Raw genomic sequence first — 21329 nt, 5'->3', positions numbered from 1 at the left:
TTGGGCCTCCTTTACTCTGCTGCTTCCGGCGGTACCGGTCCAGCGGGTTGATCAATACGCGACAGAATGTCACGCACCTGCGGGCAACCGGCATTCGGGTCCGGTCCGAACGTGACCTCGCTTTCCTCCCAGACCTCATCAAGTGCTTCGAGGTCATCGGGATCGTCTTCAGGCTGTTCAAGCAGTTCGGCAACAGCAGTTGCACTGACTGTTACATCTGCCAACTGCGTTAAAGCGGCAAAGACTGCCTGATAGGGGCTTTCGCGATGCTCAAGACGGGCGCGAACGGCATCGAAAATATGAGCCGCATCCGCAAGGACCTCCTTCGCATCTGCCGGGGGCTGGGTTGCAAGGAATTCCAGTAACACAGGCAAATGATCGGGTAATTCCGTTGTTGCCGGTTCAAAGCCGCCAGCCCGATATGTTTCAAGCAGGCTAACCATGGCCCCGCCACGATCACGGCTTTCGCCGTGAACATGTTCAAACAGATTGAGCGAAAGGGTCCGTGACCGATCGAACAGCATGACAAAGCGTTCTTGCAGATCGTAAATGTCGTCGCTCGATAGCTCTTCGACCAGCGGGCGTAAATCGCGACGGGTCGCAGCTGTCAGCCGCGTTTCGGATGCCAGCACAGCGCCGATTTCAGGCATGGCACCTTGCAGTTCCTCCGTCGGGTAGCTCAACAGAAGCGAGAGTGATTTGATCGTGCGGTCCATCAACGTACCTCCTCTGGCATTTTCAGAGGCTTCTTGCTGCCTCCAAACAGGGAACCCTGACTGATCCCCGAAGAACAGCCATTGCAGTTGGTGAACCCTTCACCGCCACGCAGATCATAGGCTTCTTCGACCTGCTCGCGATGTGTCGTTGGAATGACGAACCGGTCTTCGTAGTCGGCCAGCGCCATGATTTTGTACATATCTTCGATGGTTGCACCATCCAGACCGACGCGTTTTGCCACGGTCTCGTCGATGACACCTTCGACGGTTTTTGAACGCATATAGGCACGCATTGCCAACATCCGCTCAAGCGCATGTGCCACCGGCTCTTCGTCGCCAGCCGTCAGCATATTGGCGAGATACTTCAACGGAATGCGGAGATTGCGTACATCAGGCATCGCACCGTCCATACCGATCGCACCTGCTTCCGCTGCATTCTGAATTGGGGAAAGCGGCGGGATGTACCACACCATCGGAAGCGTGCGGTATTCCGGATGTAGCGGGAAGGCAACCTTCCACTCCATGGCCATTTTCCAGATCGGGCTTTCCTGTGCCGCCTTGATCCAATCTTCGGGAACACCATCAGCACGCGCAGCGGCAATGACTTCCGGATCTTTGGGATCAAGGAACACGCCAAGCTGGGCGTCATAAAGATCGGTGGTTTCTTCAGCATTGGCCGCTGCTTCGATCTTGTCTGCATCGTAAAGCATCACACCAATATAGCGGATGCGCCCGACACAGGTTTCCGAACAGACGGTCGGGTTTCCCGATTCAATACGCGGATAGCAAAGCGTGCATTTTTCCGACTTTCCCGTTGACCAGTTATAATAAACCTTCTTGTACGGACAGCCCGAAACGCACATGCGCCAACCACGGCATTTTTCCTGATCAATCAGGACAATACCGTCTTCTTCGCGCTTATAGATTGCACCGGAAGGACAACTAGCTGCACATGCTGGGTTCAGGCAGTGTTCGCACAGGCGCGGCAAATACATCATGAATGTATTTTCGTATTCACCGTAGATGTCTTTCTGGATGCCCTCGAAGTTATAATCTTCCGAGCGCTTCGAAAATTCCCCGCCCAGAATTTCTTCCCAATTCGGACCCTTTTCGATTTTTTCCATCCGTTCGCCGGAGATGCGCGAACGCGGACGTGCGGTCGGAAAGGCTTTCATTTCCGGGGCGGATTTCAGGTGGTCATAATCGAAATCGAATGGCTCGTAATAGTCGTCGATTTCCGGCAGATCCGGGTTGGCAAAAATGTTTGCCAAAATCCGCCATTTCGATCCCTGTTTGGGCTGAAGCTTTCCCGACTTGGTGCGTTCCCAACCACCATTCCAGCGGTTCTGGTTTTCCCAATCGGTCGGATAGCCAGTGCCCGGTTTGGTTTCGACGTTGTTGAACCAAGCGTATTCAACGCCATCGCGGCTCGTCCAGACATTTTTGCAGGTGACCGAACAGGTATGACAACCGATGCATTTGTCGAGGTTCAGCACCATGCCGATTTGTGCGCGGACTCTCATTTCCCGATCTCCTTGTCGTTTGCTTCTTCGTCGAGCCAGTCGACCTTCTGCATTTTGCGGACAATGACGAACTCATCACGGTTAGCACCGACGGTTCCGTAGTAGTTGAAACCATATGATTGCTGGGCATAGCCCCCAATCATGTGCGTAGGTTTAAGGGTCGTGCGGGTGACAGAGTTATGAATGCCGCCACGTTTGCCGGTTTTTTCCGAACCGGGCGTATTCACGATTTTTTCCTGGGCATGGTACATGAAGGTCGTACCATCCTTGATGCGCTGGGAAACGACCGCACGTGCGGTCAAGGCACCGTTGGTGTTGTAAAGCTCCACCCAGTCGTTATCGACGATCCCCGCACGCTGTGCGTCGTTTTCGCTGATCCAGATGACCGGACCACCACGGTTGAGCGTCAGCATCAGCAGGTTGTCGGTATAGGTCGAATGGATGCCCCATTTCTGATGCGGTGTGATGAAATTCAGCACCACATGCGGTACACCATCGCGGGCTTCATCGTTGATTTCCTCTGTCACCGTCTTAAGGTCGACCGGCGGACGATAGGAAACAAACCCTTCCCCGAAGGCCCGCATCCAGAGGTGATCCTGATAAAGCTGCTGACGCCCCGTCAGGGTTCGCCACGGGATCAACTCGTGAACGTTGGTGTAACCCGCATTGTAACAGACATGTTCTGACTCAAGCCCCGACCACGTTGGCGAAGAAATGATCTTGCGCGGCTGGGCGGCAATATCGCGGAAGCGGATTTTTTCATCTTCCTTGGGCAGGGCAAGATGGGTGTGATCCCGTCCGGTAACCTTGCCAAGCGCATCCCATGCCTTGACCGCCACCTCTCCGTTGGTTTCCGGTGCCAGCATCAGAACCACTTCCGTGGCATCGATATCCGTATCAATCTTCGCACAGCCTTTGGCAGCCCCCTCCTGCCACATGCCGTTCAGATCGCGAAGATGTTGCACCTCTACCTCGGTTTTCCAGTTGATGCCCTTGCCACCATTGCCCAACTTGTCGAGCAACGGACCAAGTGCAGTAAAGCGGTCGTGGATTGCGGTGTAATCGCGTTCAACGGCGATATAGTTCGGTGCGGTCTTGCCGGGAATAAGTTCGCATTCGCCTTTCTTCCAATCCTTGACCTGATCCTGGGCGACTTCACCCGGGGTATCATGCAGGATCGGTAGAGCGACGATGTCGGTTTCCTTACCAAGGTAACCCGGTACGATTTCCTGGAACTTCTTGGCAATGGCCTTGAAGATTTCCCAATCCGACTTGCTTTCATAAGCCGGGTTAACAGCAGCCTGAAGCGGGTGGATGAACGGGTGCATGTCCGATGTATTTAGGTCGTTCTTCTCGTACCAACTTGCAGTTGGCAGAACGACATCGGAATAGACCGCGGTCGTGCTCATACGGAAATCAATACAGACCAGAAGGTCAAGCTTTCCGCGCGGAGCTTCTTCATGCCATTTGGCTTCCTTCGGCAGTTGCCGACCTTCTTCACCAAGATCCTTGCCCATAACACCGTGATCGGTGCCAAGCAGGTGCTTCAGGAAGTACTCGTGACCCTTGCCCGAAGAACCCAACAGGTTGGACCGCCAGACGAACAGGTTGCGCGGCCAGTTTTTGGGATCATCGGGATCTTCGCAGGACATTTCCAGATCACCGGCTTTCAATTGCTCGGCAACATAGGCGGGGATTTCCTTGCCGGCTTTTTTAGCCTCCTTGGCAACATCCAGAGGATTGGTTTTTAGCTGCGGTGCCGATGGCAACCACCCCATCCGTTCTGCACGGATATTGTAATCGATCATTGAAACATCCCAATCGCCTTCCGGTGCGGTCGGAGACAGGATTTCATTGGCCGTAAGGGTCTCATAACGCCACTGATCGGTATGGGCATACCAAGCACTGGTGGAATTCATGTGCCGAGGCGGACGTCCCCAATCAAGAGCAAACGCCAGCGGTTGCCAACCGGTTTGCGGACGGAGTTTTTCCTGTCCGACATAGTGGGCCCAACCGCCACCCGATTGGCCGACACACCCGCACATCACCAGCATGTTGATGACACCACGATAATTCATGTCCATGTGGTACCAGTGGTTCATCGCCGCACCGATGATGACCATTGATTTGCCTTTGGTCTTTTCGGCATTCTGGGCAAACTCACGGGCGACATGAATGATCTTGTCGGCCGAAACACCGGTAATTTTTTCGGCCCAGGCCGGGGTGCCTGGCATACCGTCAGCATAGTCATTGGTGACCCAGTCACCACCCAGTCCTCGATCAAGGCCGTAATTGGCACAGAACAGGTCAAATACGGTCGCAACCATGACCTCGCCATCGGCAGTCTGGACGCGTTTGACCGGAATGTTGCGGGTCAGGACATTGGGATGCTGAGCGTCAGTTGCAAAATGTTCCGAGGCATCACCACCGAAATAGGGGAAATCGACACCGGTAATCTCGTCATGATCTTCTTCAAGGATCAGCGACATTTTCAGAGAGGTATCCGCCCCGGCAGCGCGCTCTTCGAGGTTCCATTCACCAGCTTCACCCCAGCGATATCCAATCGAGCCATTCGGCGCGACCAAGCCACCCGACTTTTCGTCGATTGCGATGGTTTTCCATTCCGGATTATTTTCTTCGCCGATCTTGTCGCTAAGGTCTGCGGCACGCAGGAAGCGGCCGGGTATTAGCGAACCGTTTTTTTCGTCGAGTTTAACCAACATCGGGAAGTCCGAATATTTGCGGCAATACTCTTCGAAATAATCGGTCTGACGGTCGAGATGGAATTCGCGCAGGATCACATGACCAAAAGCCAATGCCAATGCAGCATCCGTACCCTGCTTGACGTTCAGCCAGACATCACCAAACTTCGCAGCTTCCGAGTAATCCGGGCAAATAACAGCCGATTTGGTCCCGCGATAACGCGCTTCGGTATAGAAATGAGCATCCGGTGTTCTGGTTTGCGGCACGTTCGATCCCCAAAGGATCAGATATCCGGCATTGTACCAGTCAGCCGATTCCGGAACGTCGGTCTGCTCGCCCCACGTCATCGGCGATGCCGGCGGCAAATCGCAATACCAGTCATAAAATGACATGCACACGCCGCCCAGAAGGCTGAGATAGCGTGAACCTGCCGCATAGCTGATCATGGACATTGCCGGAATGGGAGAGAAACCAAACACACGGTCAGGGCCATATGTTTTCGCGGTAAAGGCGTTGGCGGCTGCAACCAGTTCGGTTGCCTCATCCCAGGTTGCTCGGACAAACCCGCCTTTGCCGCGGCTCGCAACATAGCTTGCACGCAAGACAGGGTCATTTTGAATGGCTGTCCATGCCTGAACCGGGTTCATTGTCGAACGCATCCGGCGCCACAGCTTCAAAAGCTTGCCACGGATCAGCGGGTTTTTGACACGGTTGGCAGAATACAGATACCAGCTATAGCTTGCCCCTCGGGCACAGCCGCGCGGTTCATGGTTTGGCAGTCCTGCACGAGTACGCGGGTAATCGGTTTGCTGGGTTTCCCAGGTGACGATCCCGGACTTAACATAGATTTTCCAGCTGCACGATCCGGTACAGTTTACACCGTGTGTCGAGCGAACGATTTTGTCGTGGCGCCAGCGGTTGCGATAGGTATCTTCCCAGTCGCGGTTCTCGCGGGTGACCTGACCGTGATTGTTTGAAAACCTTTCCAGTTCCTTGTTCTGGAAAAAGTTAAGTCTGTCTAACAGGTGACTCATGGCGTTTCTCCTGAAGGCTGCGGGCCCTGCCTAACCGGTTAGGTTGGGCAGGGAGAATTTCGGTTAATCAGCACGAAACCGGTGCGTTCTTGCGGCTGTAATAGAACCAGGTGATGGCAACACAGACCGCGTAGAAGACGGCAAAGCACCACAGCGCACCGGCAGGGCCGCCGGTCAGTGCGATGGAGGTGCCATAGGCTTTGGGAATGAAGAATGCGCCGTAGGCCGCAATCGCACTGGTAAAGGCGATGATCGCGGAACTTTCGAGTTCCGACTGTTTGAGCTGGGTGGCCTGATCGGCATCGGGCATCAGGCGCGGGATTTCCTGACGCATGATCGACGGGATCATCTGGAAGGTCGATGCATTGCCGACACCGGTCAGGAAGAACAGCGCCATAAAGCAGGCAAAGAAGCCCCAGAAATGACCACTGGTTCCGCCAAGCGGCAGGAATTGCAGCACACCAACAACAGCAATGATCATGCCGATAAAGGTCCAGAACGTAACCCGACCACCGCCAAGTTTGTCAGAAACCCAGCCCGTGCCAGCACGGCTCAGCGCACCAACCAGCGGGCCAAGAAATGCATATTGCAGGGCATCAACTTCCGGGAACTGGGTTTTCATCAAGAGCGGGAACCCGGCCGAATAGCCGATAAAGCTGCCAAAGGTGCCGGTATAGAGGACGCACATAATCCAGTTGTGTTTGCGGCTGAAGATGATCGACTGCTTCTTAAAGCTGGCCTTGGCATCGGCGATGCTGTTCATGCCAAACCAGGCCGCAATCGTCGAAACCACAATGAACGGCACCCAAATAAAACCGGCATTCTGCAAGAAAATCGTGTTGCCATCAGCGATAGTCTGACCCTCCCCCCCAAGCGCACCGAATACACCGGCAGTAATGACCAAGGGCACGACGAATTGCATGACCGAAACCCCGAGATTTCCAAGCCCGGCATTCAGTGCAAGTGCATTGCCTTTGGATTTTTTCGGATAGAAATAAGCAATGTTGGCCATGGAAGATGCAAAGTTGCCGCCTCCGAAACCGCACAGCAGCGCAAGGATAAGGAACCAGCTATAGGACGTATTCGGGTCCTGAACGGCAAAGCCGATACCAAGGGCTGGCAGCAGCAAGGATGCCGTACTTACAGTTGTCCAGACACGGCCACCAAAAATTGGCACCATGAAGCTATAGAAAATCCGCAAGGTTGCTCCCGACAGCCCCGGAAGGGCCGCCAGCCAGAACAATTCGCCTGTCGTGTAGGTAAAGCCGATCACCGGCAGTTTGGAAACCACAACGGACCAGACCATCCATACCGCGAAGGCAAGCAACAGACATGGAATGGAAATCCACAGGTTGCGGCGGGCAATGGCACTGCCCGTATTTGACCAGAACCCGCTGTCTTCGGGTCTCCAATCCGTTACCACTTGTTTACCCAATGGCTTGTCAGGTAGATCGGAAAGATATTTTTCATCTGCCAGTCCCGGGTGACGGGCACGTTCCATCCGGCGGATCGCAACATGCATCCAGATTGTCGAGACAGCTACCAAAGCAAACAAAAGCATAAAGGGAGCTGTCCAGACACCGGTCAGATCAAGCAAGACGCCAAAGGCGATTGGCAGGAAAAAACCGCCCAGACCACCGATCATACCAACCAGACCGCCGACTGATCCGACATGGTATGGATAATAGACCGGGATATGTTTGTAGACCGCAGCCTTGCCGAGGCTCATGACAAACCCAAGCACCACGGTCAGCACGACAAACAGGCCGGCAGAAACACCGAAGTTGAACTGAATTGGTCCGTTGATGCCCGAAACAAGGTATGTTGTTTCGGGATAACTCATGACAAACAGAATAATCAGGGACACGATGAATGTCAGATACATGACAGCACGTGCGCCCCATTTGTCTGACATCCAGCCCCCCAGGGCGCGAAAAACGGAACCGGGCAAAGAATAAAGCCCTGCAAAGACACCAGCCGTCGTCAGTTCAAGGCCGTAGGCCCCGACATAGTAACGCGGCAGGAAGCTTGCGAGTGCAACAAAGCCACCAAAGACAAAGAAGTAATAGGTGGCAAAGCGCCAGACCCGAATGTCTTTCAGGGGTTCAAGTTGCGAACGTGCAGATACAGGCTTTTCGCCAGATTCCAGACGTGCTTTTTGCAGCGGATCGGTTTTCGCCAGCAGGAAGAACAATACGGCCGTAATGGCCAGCACAATCGCATAGATACGTGCGGTGTCTTCCCATCCCAAAGCCACAACCAGAAACGGGGCGGCAAAGTTGGTCACTGCCGCGCCGACATTGCCGGAACCAAAGATGCCCAAAGCGGTGCCCTGATGCTCCTTTTTGAACCAGCGCGACGTATAGGCGACACCGACGATAAAGGAACCACCGGCAAGACCAAGGCCAAGTGCGGCGATCAGAAAAACTTCATAGCTTTGAACGGAAGTCAGAAGCCACACACAGATTGCCGTAATCAGCATCTGCAACGGAAACATAACCCGACCGCCGAACTGTTCTGTCCAGACACCCAGGAAAATGCGGCTAACCGAACCGGTCAAAACCGGTGTCGCAACCAGCAGGCCAAACTGAGTATCACTCAGCCCTAGGTCCTGTTTGATTTTAACCCCGATAATCGAAAAGATTGTCCAGACCGCGAAACATATCGTAAAGGCAAAGGTGCTAAGACCTAGGGCACGATATTGATCAGTTCGTGAAACCCCTTTTAACGTATGCATGGTCGATCCCCTCGAACATCTGTCTGCACATTGCAGCGCTTGCTGCGGTGCTGATCATCGAATGAGACGAGGGCAATCAGGGTTGATCTAAATCAGAAAACATGGAACCCTTCGGTGAAATAAACAGGCTCGCCAAGTATTTCGCGCAACGATTTGCTAAAGCTCAAGCCAGAGAGAGATCAGGAGCAAATAGACGCTTGATAAATATCAAGTGACTGGTCGATATGTTCCTGAACAGGGTTAGAAGTGAGGAACAAATGCTCGATTCGACCTTCCCGGAGGTACGTAGCCTTGATCTCTTCGCAGATATGAGCGACGAGAGTTACGCCAAGCTGATGCGTGGCGCCTATCTGCAAACTTTTCCGCCGCATGTTGACTTGATCACAGAAGGCGAAGAGGCCGACTTTCTGCATGTACTCGTTTTGGGTTCAGTTGACCTTTTCTCCAGTTGGAATAACCGAGAAACCAGTGTCTCAATTGTCAAACCTGTGTCGACCTTCATTCTGGCGGCGACAATCCGTGATGCACGCTACTTGATGTCAGCCCGAACCATGGAAAAAAGCCGTATCGTGATGATACCCAGTCAAGATGTCCGCGAAATTTTCGATCTGGATGCGGGTTTTGCACGTGCAGTGGTGGTTGAACTGGCCGCTTGCTATCGCTCAGTAATCAAGACCACAAAAAACTTGAAACTGCGCACAGCACTTGAACGACTTGCAAACTACCTGCTCAGTCGCTCCAAAGACCACAATGGCGCTCAACACTTTGCTTTGGACCTCGAAAAGCGTCAGCTTGCCTCTGTTTTGGGAATGACACCTGAAAACCTGAGCCGTGCTTTCAAAGCCTTGCAAGCATACGGGGTGACCGTGAGCGGGGAGAACGTTGAGTTAAGTGATATTACCGAGCTCGAAAAGTTCGCCAAACCGACAACTCTTATTGACGACAATCAAACGTAAGGAGCGAAGTTATGGTTAAATCTATGCCCGGTGCTGCAGGAACATTGGCGGAACAGTATCCGGATATTTGGAAGGCTTATGCTGATCTTGGTAAGGCGACAGCAGAAGCAGGCCCACTGACAGACCGTGAACGTCGTCTTGTAAAACTTGCGTTGGCAATTGGTCTTGGTTCAGAGGGCGCTGTGCATTCCCATACCCGGCGTGCGAAGGCAGAAGGCATCGGGCTTGATGACTTGTTGCAAGTCGCGATGCTGTCGATTGGACCAGCCGGTTTGCCACGTGCAGTTGCTGCCAAAACCTGGATCGAAGACATCTAACAGGTTCCTTGAGCACCTTAGGAATTGAACAGGCTCACGCAACCAACTTTTTGTGTTGCGTCTCGGCGTCAGGCGGCTTTTGTCTGGAAACGCCAATTTGCCTAGAAACATTAAGGTGCAGAAATGGCAACCAAAATCAGGATTCAGGAACCGCAGCAAGGGAATACAGGCTTCCTCAGCCACGGCTTTCGACCGTTCTTTTTGCTCAGTTCGATTTGGGCGGCCGCTGCGATGATCATCTGGGTACTTTTGCTCATGAATGTCATCGCGTTACCTCTGACGTTTGATATCGTCTCCTGGCACGCACATGAGTTCCTCTTCGGATATCTTGGCGCCGTCATTGCAGGTTTCATGCTAACTGCTGTTCCCAACTGGACAGGACGGCTTCCTATTCGCAATCGACGTTTGGGAATGCTTGTGTTGCTTTGGATGGCAGGGCGTATTGTAATTTTGCTCGCAGCACATTTTCCTGCTGGCATTGTTGTTTCCATCGATTTGTCATTTTTGATCGTCTTTGCCTTGATGATTGCACGAGAAGTCATCGCAGGAAAAAGCAAACGCAATTTTATCGTCCTCGGGCTGCTTGGGACTGTGGTCCTCGGCAATGCAGTTTTTCATTGGGAAATCTTGCAGGGAGAATACGCGGCACAAGGCGTAGGTTTGCGTCTGGGTCTGGCTGCGAGCATCATGCTGGTAGCATTGATTGGTGGACGCATCGTTCCATCTTTCACCCGAAACTGGCTCGCCAAACAAAAAGTAACTTCACTTCCTGCACAGGTTGGAAAATTTGATATGGCCTGTCTGGTCATGTTGTTTGTTGCGGTAATGCTTTGGGTCGTTTTCCCTTTCGAGGACTTTACTGCCCTGGCACTTGCTCTCGCAGGCAGCCTTCATTTTGTGCGCCTATCACGCTGGCAAGGACATCAAACAGGGAAAGAGCCACTTGTATGGATTCTGCACGTTGGATACGCGTTTGTCCCCTTGGGGGCTGTTGCACTTGCAGTCGCAACCCTCATGCCCTCACTGATGGATAGCGCCTCGGCACAGCATCTCTGGATGGGGGGTGCGATCGGTGTGATGACAATTGCGGTAATGACGCGAGCCACGTTGGGGCATACTGGTAGCGATCTGGTAGGCGGCGCAGGCACAACTTCTTTGTATGCCTGCATCATTTTAGCGACGCTAACGCGGGTTACAGCTGGTTTTCTGCCCACATTTTCGATGTCTCTTTACGGAATTTCTGCCGCTTTGTGGGTTGCGAGTTTCACTGGTTTCGCACTTCTGTATGGACCACTATTGCTCAAAAAAAGAACATGACAGACGGAAGCTAAAAGCTTGGCCAGTTAACTACACGTCAAGCGAAGCATAAATATCTTGCTTCGCAGTCGGAGTGGCTATCAAAGAAATCGGGGTTTTGTGCTCCATACCCCCGAATTATGACAAACCATTGGCGGTACCGACGCATATATGCGTCGGCTTCAGGCGGCATAAATTTTCGGGAAAAATGGTAGGCCCGGAGGGACTTGAACCCCCAACCAGACCGTTATGAGCGGTCGGCTCTAACCAATTGAGCTACGGGCCCCCAAGACAAGATGTGTCAGGGTAAAGAAAAGACCGCACCGGATTACCGGTGCGGTCCCGAAAACTAGCGATTTTCGGGCCAAGGTCAAGCCCGAACGTCGCCTGTAATCCTATTAATAATCGAGGAATGACCGCAGCTTGCGCGAGCGCGACGGATGTTTGAGCTTGCGCAGCGCTTTTGCCTCGATCTGACGGATACGTTCACGGGTAACAGAGAACTGCTGACCAACTTCCTCAAGGGTGTGGTCGGTATTCATGCCGATCCCGAAACGCATACGCAGAACACGTTCTTCACGCGGGGTGAGCGATGCCAGAACGCGCGTGGTGGTTTCACGCAGGTTGGCCTGGATCGCTGCATCAAGCGGCTGAACGGCGTTCTTGTCTTCGATGAAATCGCCAAGATGGCTGTCTTCCTCGTCCCCGATCGGGGTTTCGAGCGAGATCGGCTCCTTGGCGATTTTCAGAACCTTGCGAACCTTTTCAAGCGGCATCTGAAGCTTTTCAGCCAGCTCTTCCGGGGTCGGCTCACGACCGATTTCATGCAGCATCTGGCGCGAGGTACGCACCAGCTTGTTGATGGTTTCGATCATGTGAACCGGAATACGGATCGTACGGGCCTGGTCCGCGATCGAGCGGGTAATGGCCTGACGGATCCACCAGGTCGCATAGGTCGAGAATTTGTAACCGCGACGGTATTCGAATTTGTCCACCGCCTTCATCAGGCCGATATTGCCTTCCTGAATAAGGTCAAGGAACTGAAGACCACGGTTGGTATATTTCTTGGCGATCGAAATCACGAGACGCAGGTTGGCCTCGATCATTTCCTTTTTCGCACGGCCGGCCTCGCGTTCGCCCTTGTTTACAACACCGTAAACACGGCGGAACTCGGAAATCGGAAGACCGACCTCGGCCGAAACACCACCGATATCTTCGCGCAGCTTGGCGATTTCTTCGGGATAGCGTTCGATAAAGGTTTTCCAACCCTTGCCCGGCAGACCGGCAACACGTTCCATCCAGTTCGGGTCAAGTTCATTGCCCTGATACTGTTTGACGAAGTCCGGACGCTTGATCTTGCAGCGATCAGCAAAGCGCAGAAGCTTGCCCTCAAGACCCAGAAGACGGTTGTTAAGCCCGGTCAGATGGTCAAGAAGCTCTTCGATGCGGAAATTGTTCAGGTGAACATCTTCCATCAGCTCGACCATCTCGTTCTTGAGCTTGGTATAGCGCTTCTCGGTCGCCGCCGGAACGGTTTCACCCTTGTTCAGCGCCACCAGACGCTGCTCCTGCGCCTTGTGCAGCTTCTCATAGGTCTTGGCGATCAGTTCGAATTTCTCGAGAACCTGCTCGGTCAGTTCCTCTTCCATCTTGGAAAGCGAAACATTGACCTGCTCGTTCTCGTCTTCGTCCTCATCATCGCCTTCGCCGCCTTCTTCACCTTCGGAGTCTTCGGACTCATCGTCCTCTTCTTCTTCGGCTTCCTCGCCACCGATCGCATCGGGGGTTTCGGTTTCGGCGTCTTCGTCCTCATCATCATTGGCAGAGTCAAAGCTTTCGACATCTGCCTCTGCATCAACGTCTTCGTCCTCGCCTTCCTCGGCACCGATTTCGGCATCCGGGCCACCGCCATAGGTGGTTTCAAGGTCAATGACGTCACGGAGCAAAAGCTCACCAGCCTGAAGCTGATCATGCCAGTTCACGATGGCACGAATGGTCAGCGGGGATTCGCAAATCCCGCCAATCATCATGTCACGGCCGGCCTCGATACGCTTGGCAATGGCGATTTCGCCTTCACGCGACAGCAGTTCGACACTGCCCATCTCGCGCAGATACATACGTACCGGGTCATCGGTACGGCCAACATCATCGGCAGAAATATTGCCACTCGGATCGTTGTCGGAATCGTCGTTGTCGTCATCATTGTCATCGGCCTCATCACCATCGATGACATTGATGCCCATCTCGTTGAGATTGCTCATCACGTCTTCGATCTGCTCAGAGGAGAAATGTTCTGACGGCAGTGCCGCGTTCAACTCATCGACAGAGATGTGGCCTTTCTCCTTGCCCTTGGCAATGAGCTTTTTGATGGCCGCTTTATATGTATCGAGAAGAGGTCCGTCTGCGTTTTCAGAAGAGTTCTTTTTCTCTTCAGCGTTCGAAGTCTTAGACGACATCTATTCCCCGTTTCCCGCTGGGTACATTCGTACCGTTGTTGTCCCACGCACTGTCTTTTCAGCGCAAATCACAAATAGCCCGATCGCCGATCCTGAATGCAAGGCACCCAAAGATCAGTCGTCGAGCTTAAACACTTTTTCCCGGCGACGGGCGAGATCCTCACGCCTGTGAGAAAACCTCTCCCATTCTTCCTGACTGATATCTGCTGCCAACTGTCGGACGGCGTATTTTGCCTCTTCGTCCTCCAGGGAGCTTACAGCCATGGAAAAAACCTGTTTCCAACCCGTTCTGGCCCGTTCCAGCGGCGTTTCGGGCTTGGCGAAAGCAGCGTGCGCGATTACATCCGCACTAACCACCCGCAAAACTGTCTCTGACAGCCCGTCGCGCTCCAAATGAGCCCGGATTGAATCGGAATCAAGTCCAGGATCGTCATCAAGCAGCTTTAAGACGGCCCGACGAAGATTGTCAAGCGCGGAGTCTGCACAACTATAGATTCCAAGCTGTTCACCGATCTCATCATGCAGGGCAGGATGATTGATCAGCGTCAGCAAAAGAATGGAGTCCTGTAGATCGCGCTTCTTCTGCATTGGCGGTCGCGACATGCCCGGTACGGCTTTTCCGGCCGGACCCCAGAAATGGTCATTTTTTCCGCGTTTGCCACCCCGTGCGGGTTTTTTATTTTGATAACCGCCGCCAGATGCCCCGCGACCGGCCGTGTTGCCGCCGCGGTCGCCCTTGAACAATTTCCAGATGCGATCACTGAACATCGACTTGTACTGGCTGCGTACTGCTTCGTCGGCAATCACCGAAATCCGCTGATTGATATCGGCCTCAAGGGCCGCCCGCCGTTCCGGGGTATCGATCTTGTGCGCCCCCACATCCATGCGCCAGACCAGCTCGGCCAGTGGCACGGCCTGTTCAATGATCTTTTTGAAATTCTCAAACCCGCCCGGCGCGCCCATCAGACTGTCGGGGTCTTCGCCCTCGGGCAGAATGGAAAACAGCAATGACTTGCCCGGCCGCAGGATCGGAAGTGCCCGTTCCGCCGCACGCACAGCTGCACGTTTGCCCGCCGCATCCCCGTCCAGACACAGGATCGGCTCGTTGGTCATTTTCCAAAGCTCGCCAATCTGTTCTTCGGTAACCGCGGTGCCAAGCGGCGCCACCGCCCCGCGGAACCCGGCCCGGTGCAGGGCAATAACATCCATATAGCCCTCGGTCACAATGATCGGCGCATCGTGACGGGCAGCTTCGCGCGCCTGGGGCAGGCCATAAAGAAGGCGCCCCTTGTGAAACAGCGGTGTATCCGGACTGTTAAGGTATTTCGGCTTGGCATCGCCCATCACGCGGCCGCCAAACGCCACCACCCGCCCGCGCCGGTCAAGGATCGGGAACATCACCCGTCCGCGGAACCGGTCATAGCTTTGCCGGCCGCTATCTTCGGGTTCGATCAGAAGCCCGGCCTCAATCATCAACTTTTCGTCGATATCTTCGCGTTTGAGTGCCGCCTTCAGCGCGCCGCGATTGTCGGGCGCAAATCCCAGGCGGAATTCGGCGATGGTTTTGTCATCAAGGCCGCGACGATGAAAATAATCCAGCCCTTCCTTGCCTTCGGGCATGCGCAACATGCGTTCAAAAAACACACAAGCCGCTTCCATCACCTCGTAAAGGGTTTTGGCCTTCTGTTCGCGTTCCTGGGCTTCGCGTGACGGTTTGGGGACATCCATGCCGACCTGATTGGCCAGCACCTCGACCGCCTCAACAAAGGTCAGCCCGCGGGTATTCATCACAAAACTGATGACGTCCCCATGCGCCCCACAGCCAAAGCAGTGATAGAAGCCCTTTTGCTCATTGACCGTAAAGGACGGGGATTTTTCGGAATGGAATGGGCACAGCCCGGAATATTCCCGGCCGCGTTTGATCAGCTTCACCGATGAACCGACAATATCTGCCAGTCCGACCCGTGCCCGCAGGTCGTCCAGAAACGACTGGGGAAAGCTCATGATGTCCCGATCCCGTGATGATGCTGTTGCGCACATGCGCAACCCTGTTGTTGGTCCTTGTCCCGGCGCGGCATTATGAATTCGTCTGTGCGAAGTGCCGGCTCTGGGACGACGAAAGCCGGACGATTTTACACGCCCGGCTTTCTAAATAAAGATAGGTCTTCCGGGACTAGCCCAAAAGTTTTTTGGCAACACCACCGGCTTTGCCGAAATCCATGGTGCCGCTGTATTTTTCGCGAAGGGCCGCCATCGTGCGCCCCATATCCTTAAGACAGGTCGCACCGATTTCGCTTACCGTACCGCGCACAGCTTCTTCGATTTCCTCATCGGAAAGCTGTGCTGGCAGGAATTTCTCGATCACCGCGATTTCTGCGGCTTCCTGTTCGGCAAGCTCGGGACGGTTGCCCTTGGTATACATCTCGATGCTTTCGCGACGCTGTTTCACCATCGCCTGAAGCAGATTGATGATTTCGTCATCCGAAATGCCATCGGTGTTGCCTTCGCCCCGTGCGGCGATATCGCGTTCTTTCAGTGCTGCCAGAATAAGGCGCACGGTGGTAACGGAGCAGGCATCCTTGGCAAGGACAGCCTTTTTCAAAGCGTCATTAAGCTGCGATCGCAGCATGGCTCATCTCTGATTCTGTGGAAGAAAGGAGCGAACATACCGCATTACAGCATAAGACGCAAAGAAAACCTTCCCCCGCAAACCGTTGATTTTCCTTGGGAAATAAAAGTTTCGATGCGTCCTTGACATGGGTCCGCGACTCCCGTAGACATCCGCCAATTTGCCTACCGGGATCACGATTTGCCCCGCTTCCAGCACGGTCCGCTGTCGCATCAACGGTGCACAGTTCAACATGCTGGGAACGACTTGGCACGTCCGCATGTCCGGTATGCAGGCAAATTGCAGTCGTTTTTATCGGCTTGCCCGCATTTATTATATATAAAAAGACTCCGTGTCTCACCGTGGAAAGATCGAAAGGACATTTGCCAATGTCAGCGCCCACGCACACCCCGCCTCCTGGTGCTTCTGCCGTACTGGTTCTCGCAGATGGTTCAGTTTTTTGGGGACGCGGCGTCGGGGCCCGAGGAGAGGTCGTCGGTGAAGTCTGCTTCAACACCTCCATTACGGGCTACCAGGAAATCATGACCGACCCGTCCTATGCCGGTCAGATGATCACCTTTACCTTCCCTCATATCGGTAACGTCGGCACCAATGACGAAGATATCGAAAATGCCAAACCGGTCGCCCTTGGCTGCATCCTGCGCCAGGACATTACCGAACCCTCCAACTACCGTGCGCGCAAACATTTCAATGACTGGCTTGCCGAGCATGGCCGCATCGGGATCGCCGGTGTAGACACCCGCCGCCTGACCAAACGCATCCGTACCGAAGGCGCACCGAACGGTGTGATCTGCCATAACCCTGACGGCGTGTTTGACATCCCTGCCCTGATCGCCAAGGCCAATGAATGGCCGGGTCTTGAGGGCATGGACCTTGCCAAGGACAACAGCTGCACCACCGGTTACGACTGGGATGAAGCCCTGTGGTCGCGCGAAGGCGGTTACGGCAAACTTGGCAATGCAAAACACCATGTTGTTGCCATTGATTATGGCGTGAAACGCAACATCCTGCGCAACCTCGCAAGCCTCGACTGCAAGGTCTCGGTCGTCCCGGCCACCACCACCGCCGAGGAAGTCCTGGCGATGAACCCGGATGGCATCTTCCTGTCAAATGGTCCCGGTGACCCCGCGGCAACCGGCGAATATGCCGTTCCGACCATCAAGAAACTGATCGATAGCGGCAAGCCGGTCTTTGGCATTTGCCTTGGTCATCAAATGATGGCGCTGGCGCTTGGTGCGAAGACCAAGAAAATGGATGTCGGCCATCGCGGTGCAAACCACCCGGTCAAGGACACCACCACCGGTGTCGTCGAGATTACCTCGCAGAACCACGGCTTTGTCGTCGACAAGGACAGCCTGCCCGACAATGTCGAGGCAACGCACTTCTCGCTGTTTGACGGCTCCCTCGCCGGGCTGCGCGCCAAAGACAAACCGGCCTTTGCGGTTCAGTACCACCCGGAAGCTTCGCCGGGGCCGCATGACAGCCACTACCTGTTCAAACGTTTCGTTGGTCTGATCGAAGAAGCAAAATCCTGATCACCCGATCAGGACACGCTCCGAAGATACGCGATTAACGGACTTAAACGAGGCGGTGCAGCACGCGCGCCCGCCCTGCGAAAAGCGGAAAACGACATGCCGAAACGTACAGATATCAAATCAATCCTCATCATCGGTGCTGGCCCGATTGTCATTGGTCAGGCTTGCGAATTCGACTATTCCGGCGCCCAGGCCTGTAAGGCGCTCAAGGAAGAGGGTTACCGCGTCATTCTGGTCAACTCGAACCCGGCGACCATCATGACCGACCCGAACCTGGCCGATGCCACCTATATCGAGCCGATCAAACCGGCAATGGTCGCCAAGATCATCGAAAAGGAACGCCCGGACGCGCTTCTGCCGACCATGGGTGGACAGACCGCGCTGAACACGGCACTGGCCCTGTTCAATGACGGCACCCTTGAAAAATACGGCGTGGAAATGATCGGTGCGAAAAAGCACGTCATCGAAAAGGCCGAAGACCGCCAGCTGTTCCGTGACGCCATGGACAAGATCGGTCTGGAAAGTGCGCGTTCTGCGATGGTCAGCACCTTCGAAGATGCGGTCAAGGCACTTGAAATCACCGGTCTGCCGGCAATCATCCGTCCGAGCTTCACCCTTGGCGGCGAAGGCGGCGGCATTGCCTATAACCGTGAAGAATTCGAACAGATCGTGCGCAACGGTCTGGCGATCTCCCCGACTCATACGGTCCTGATCGAAGAATCCATTCTCGGCTGGAAAGAATATGAAATGGAAGTCGTCCGCGACAGCGCGGATAACTGCATCATCATCTGTTCGATTGAAAACGTCGATCCGATGGGCATCCATACCGGGGATTCGATCACGGTTGCCCCGGCCCTGACCCTGACCGACAAAGAATACCAGATCATGCGCGACGCATCGCTTGCCGTCCTCCGCGAGATCGGTGTTGATACCGGTGGTTCCAACGTTCAGTTCGCGGTCAATCCGGACGACGGTCGTCTGATCGTTATTGAAATGAACCCGCGCGTCTCGCGCTCATCTGCCCTGGCATCCAAGGCAACCGGCTTCCCGATTGCCAAAATCGCGGCCAAGCTTGCAGTTGGTTACACCCTTGATGAACTTGATAACGACATTACCGGTGTGACCCCGGCTTCGTTCGAGCCGACCATCGACTATGTCGTCACCAAGATCCCGCGCTTCACCTTTGAAAAGTTCCCGGGCGCCAAACCGCTTCTGGGTACAGCCATGAAGTCGGTCGGTGAAGCCATGTCGATTGGCGGAAGCTTTGCCGAAAGCCTTCAGAAAGGCCTGCGTTCGATGGAAACCGGCCTTACCGGTTTGAACGAAGTCAAAATCGAAGGTGCCCCGGACAAGGCCGCAATCCGCGCCCAGCTGACCCAGCCGATCCCGTTCCGTATTCTTTACGCGGCCCAGGCTTTCCGCCATGGCATGACGCTCGAAGAAATCCAGTCGGCCACCAAGTTTGACCGCTGGTATCTCAAACAGCTTGAAATGCTGGTCGCCGAAGAAGAAAAAGTCCGTGCCAACGGCATCCCGACCGACAAGCAGGAATTGCTGCGCCTCAAAAAGCTCGGCTTCTCCGATGCCCGTCTGGCCGAACTGGCAGGCAAGGACGAAGACACCGTACGGGCCGACCGTCAGGCCCTTGGCCTGCGTCCGGTTTACAAACGCATCGATACCTGTGCTGCCGAATTCCCGTCGCGCACCTCGTATATGTATTCCATGTATGAAGGCGACGGTTTCTTCGAGCCGGAAAACGAAGCCGAAGTCACCGACCGCAAGAAAGTCATCATTCTTGGTGGTGGTCCGAACCGTATCGGTCAGGGCATCGAGTTTGACTATTGCTGTGTGCACGCGGCCTATGCGCTGCGCGAAGCCGGCATCGAAGCCATCATGGTCAACTGCAACCCGGAAACGGTTTCAACCGACTATGACACCTCCGATCGCCTGTATTTCGAACCGCTGACCGCCGAAGACGTGATCGAGCTTTGCCAGCTTGAACAGTCCAAGGGCGAGTTGATGGGCGTGATTGTTCAGTATGGTGGCCAAACCCCGCTGAAACTTTCCGCTGCCCTTGAAAAGGCCGGCATTCCGATCCTTGGCACCAGCCCGGACAGCATCGACCTTGCCGAAGACCGCGACCGGTTCCAGGCGCTGATCAACAAGCTTGGCCTCAAACAGCCGGCCAACGGCATTGCCCGTTCGGTTGACGAAGCCGTCAAGATTGCCGAAAGCATCGGTTACCCGATCGTGATCCGGCCGTCTTACGTGCTTGGCGGTCGTGCGATGGAAATCGTTCACACCACCGAAGACCTGCTGCGCTACATGCACGAAGCCGTTCAGGTTTCCGGCAAAAGCCCGGTTCTGATCGACAGCTTCCTTCAGGATGCGATCGAAATCGACGCCGATGCGGTTTCCGATGGTGAAAACGTCTTTGTCGCGGGCATCATGCAGCATATCGAAGAAGCCGGTATCCATTCCGGTGACTCTGCCTGCTCGCTGCCGCCCTACTCGCTGGACGAGGCCATGATTGAACGCCTCAAGGCACAGACAGTCCAGCTGGCCAAGGCGCTTAATGTTGTCGGTCTGATGAACGTTCAGTTCGCGATCAAGGATGACACGATCTATCTGATCGAGGTTAACCCGCGCGCATCGCGTACCGTTCCGTTCGTTGCCAAGGCAACCGGCAACCCGATTGCAAAAATCGGCGCACGTATCATGGCGGGCGAAAAACTGGGCGACTTTGACATTGATCACGGTCCGTTCAAACATATCGCCGTCAAGGAAGCGGTCCTTCCGTTCAACCGCTTCCCGGGTGTCGACACCCTGCTTGGCCCGGAAATGCGTTCAACCGGTGAAGTCATGGGCCTTGATACCGATTTCGGTCGCGCCTTTGCCAAGGCACAGATGGCCGCAGGCCACACGCTGCCGCAAGGTGGCAAGGTCTTCATCTCGGTCAAAAATCATGACAAACCGGCTGCTGTTCAACTCGCACGCGACGCAATTGCCCTTGGCTTTAGCGTGGTTGCGACGCACGGCACCGCAGAAGCTCTTGAAAAAGAAGGGCTGGACGTCACCCCGGTCAATAAGGTACAGGAAGGACGTCCCCATATCGTGGACATGATGAAGAACGGCGATATCAACCTGGTATTCAATACCACGGAAAGCAAACAGGCCGTGGTCGACAGTTTCTCGATCCGTCGTACCGCACTTACCGATGATATTCCGTACTACACCACTGTCGCCGGTGCCCGCGCAACATTGCGCGCCATCGACAACCTGAAACGCGGCGCACTTGCAGTTCGTCCGGTTCAGGAATATCTTGGGGACAAGTACTAAGGTTCCTTACCGAACCTGACGGAAGAATTCAGACCGCCCGGCGGTAAAATGCCGGGCGGTTGATTTTGTAGTATCGACCGCTAATAAG

General features: G+C 54.5%; 12 protein-coding genes and 1 tRNA gene. 5 read left to right on the top strand and 8 right to left on the bottom strand.

Features of this window, described 5'->3' with window-relative positions; all coding sequences use genetic code 11:
* Positions 1-11: 11 nt before the first annotated feature.
* The 4 genes from narJ to M9H61_RS20650 form a co-directional block, all read right to left on the bottom strand.
* Positions 12-716: a nitrate reductase molybdenum cofactor assembly chaperone gene (gene narJ, locus M9H61_RS18150; protein WP_044827783.1), complete on the bottom strand. Its 705-nt coding sequence runs from the start codon at positions 714-716 to the stop codon at positions 12-14.
* A complete protein-coding gene (gene narH, locus M9H61_RS18145) occupies positions 716-2239 on the bottom strand; it encodes a nitrate reductase subunit beta (RefSeq protein ID WP_044827784.1) in 1524 nt (507 codons plus the stop codon). The genes narJ and narH overlap by 1 nt, the downstream gene beginning before the upstream one ends.
* A complete protein-coding gene (locus tag M9H61_RS18140; RefSeq protein WP_101245614.1) occupies positions 2236-5976 on the bottom strand; it encodes a nitrate reductase subunit alpha in 3741 nt (1246 codons plus the stop codon). Before M9H61_RS18140 ends, narH begins: the two co-directional genes overlap by 4 nt.
* A gap of 67 nt (positions 5977-6043) precedes the next feature.
* On the bottom strand, positions 6044-8713 hold the full coding sequence (locus M9H61_RS20650) for an MFS transporter (RefSeq protein ID WP_286888113.1): 2670 nt from the start codon (positions 8711-8713) through the stop codon (positions 6044-6046).
* A gap of 257 nt (positions 8714-8970) precedes the next feature.
* Between M9H61_RS20650 and M9H61_RS18125 the strand changes: the two genes are divergently transcribed.
* The 3 genes from M9H61_RS18125 to M9H61_RS18115 all read left to right on the top strand — a co-directional run bounded on the left by M9H61_RS18125 (position 8971) and on the right by M9H61_RS18115 (position 11303).
* Positions 8971-9669, top strand: coding sequence for a helix-turn-helix domain-containing protein (locus M9H61_RS18125; RefSeq protein ID WP_206926898.1), 699 nt, complete (start codon positions 8971-8973; stop codon positions 9667-9669).
* A gap of 11 nt (positions 9670-9680) precedes the next feature.
* Positions 9681-9986, top strand: a complete 306-nt coding sequence (locus M9H61_RS18120) for a carboxymuconolactone decarboxylase family protein (protein ID WP_206926897.1) — start codon at positions 9681-9683, stop codon at positions 9984-9986.
* A gap of 123 nt (positions 9987-10109) precedes the next feature.
* Positions 10110-11303, top strand: coding sequence for an NnrS family protein (locus tag M9H61_RS18115; RefSeq protein ID WP_101245611.1), 1194 nt, complete (start codon positions 10110-10112; stop codon positions 11301-11303).
* Between the two features lie 188 nt (positions 11304-11491).
* Here M9H61_RS18115 and M9H61_RS18110 read toward each other — a convergent pair.
* From M9H61_RS18110 to M9H61_RS18095, 4 genes are all read right to left on the bottom strand, one after another.
* Positions 11492-11568: transfer RNA gene (locus M9H61_RS18110), tRNA-Ile, on the bottom strand.
* A gap of 112 nt (positions 11569-11680) precedes the next feature.
* A complete protein-coding gene (gene rpoD, locus M9H61_RS18105; RefSeq protein WP_068518835.1) occupies positions 11681-13738 on the bottom strand; it encodes an RNA polymerase sigma factor RpoD in 2058 nt (685 codons plus the stop codon).
* Positions 13739-13852: 114 nt separating this feature from the next.
* Complete coding sequence (gene dnaG, locus M9H61_RS18100; RefSeq protein ID WP_250282104.1) at positions 13853-15742, bottom strand: DNA primase; 1890 nt, start codon at positions 15740-15742, stop codon at positions 13853-13855.
* A gap of 169 nt (positions 15743-15911) precedes the next feature.
* Positions 15912-16367, bottom strand: coding sequence for a GatB/YqeY domain-containing protein (locus M9H61_RS18095; RefSeq protein WP_068518837.1), 456 nt, complete (start codon positions 16365-16367; stop codon positions 15912-15914).
* A gap of 368 nt (positions 16368-16735) precedes the next feature.
* On the opposite strand from M9H61_RS18095, the gene carA reads away from it, so the two are divergent.
* Together carA and carB are read left to right on the top strand one after the other, a co-directional pair.
* Positions 16736-17902, top strand: a complete 1167-nt coding sequence (carA, locus tag M9H61_RS18090; protein ID WP_114114228.1) for a glutamine-hydrolyzing carbamoyl-phosphate synthase small subunit — start codon at positions 16736-16738, stop codon at positions 17900-17902.
* 96 nt (positions 17903-17998) lie between these two features.
* On the top strand, positions 17999-21241 hold the full coding sequence (gene carB, locus M9H61_RS18085) for a carbamoyl-phosphate synthase large subunit (protein WP_068518839.1): 3243 nt from the start codon (positions 17999-18001) through the stop codon (positions 21239-21241).
* The last annotated feature ends 88 nt before the right edge of the window (positions 21242-21329 follow it).

The sequence above is a fragment of the Thalassospira sp. GO-4 genome, from assembly GCF_023588965.1.
In the GTDB taxonomy this organism is placed as follows: Bacteria; Pseudomonadota; Alphaproteobacteria; order Rhodospirillales; family Thalassospiraceae; genus Thalassospira; species Thalassospira povalilytica.
The sequence above is the reverse complement of the archived record's forward strand: the minus strand, read 5'-3'. Positions and strand labels throughout refer to the sequence as shown.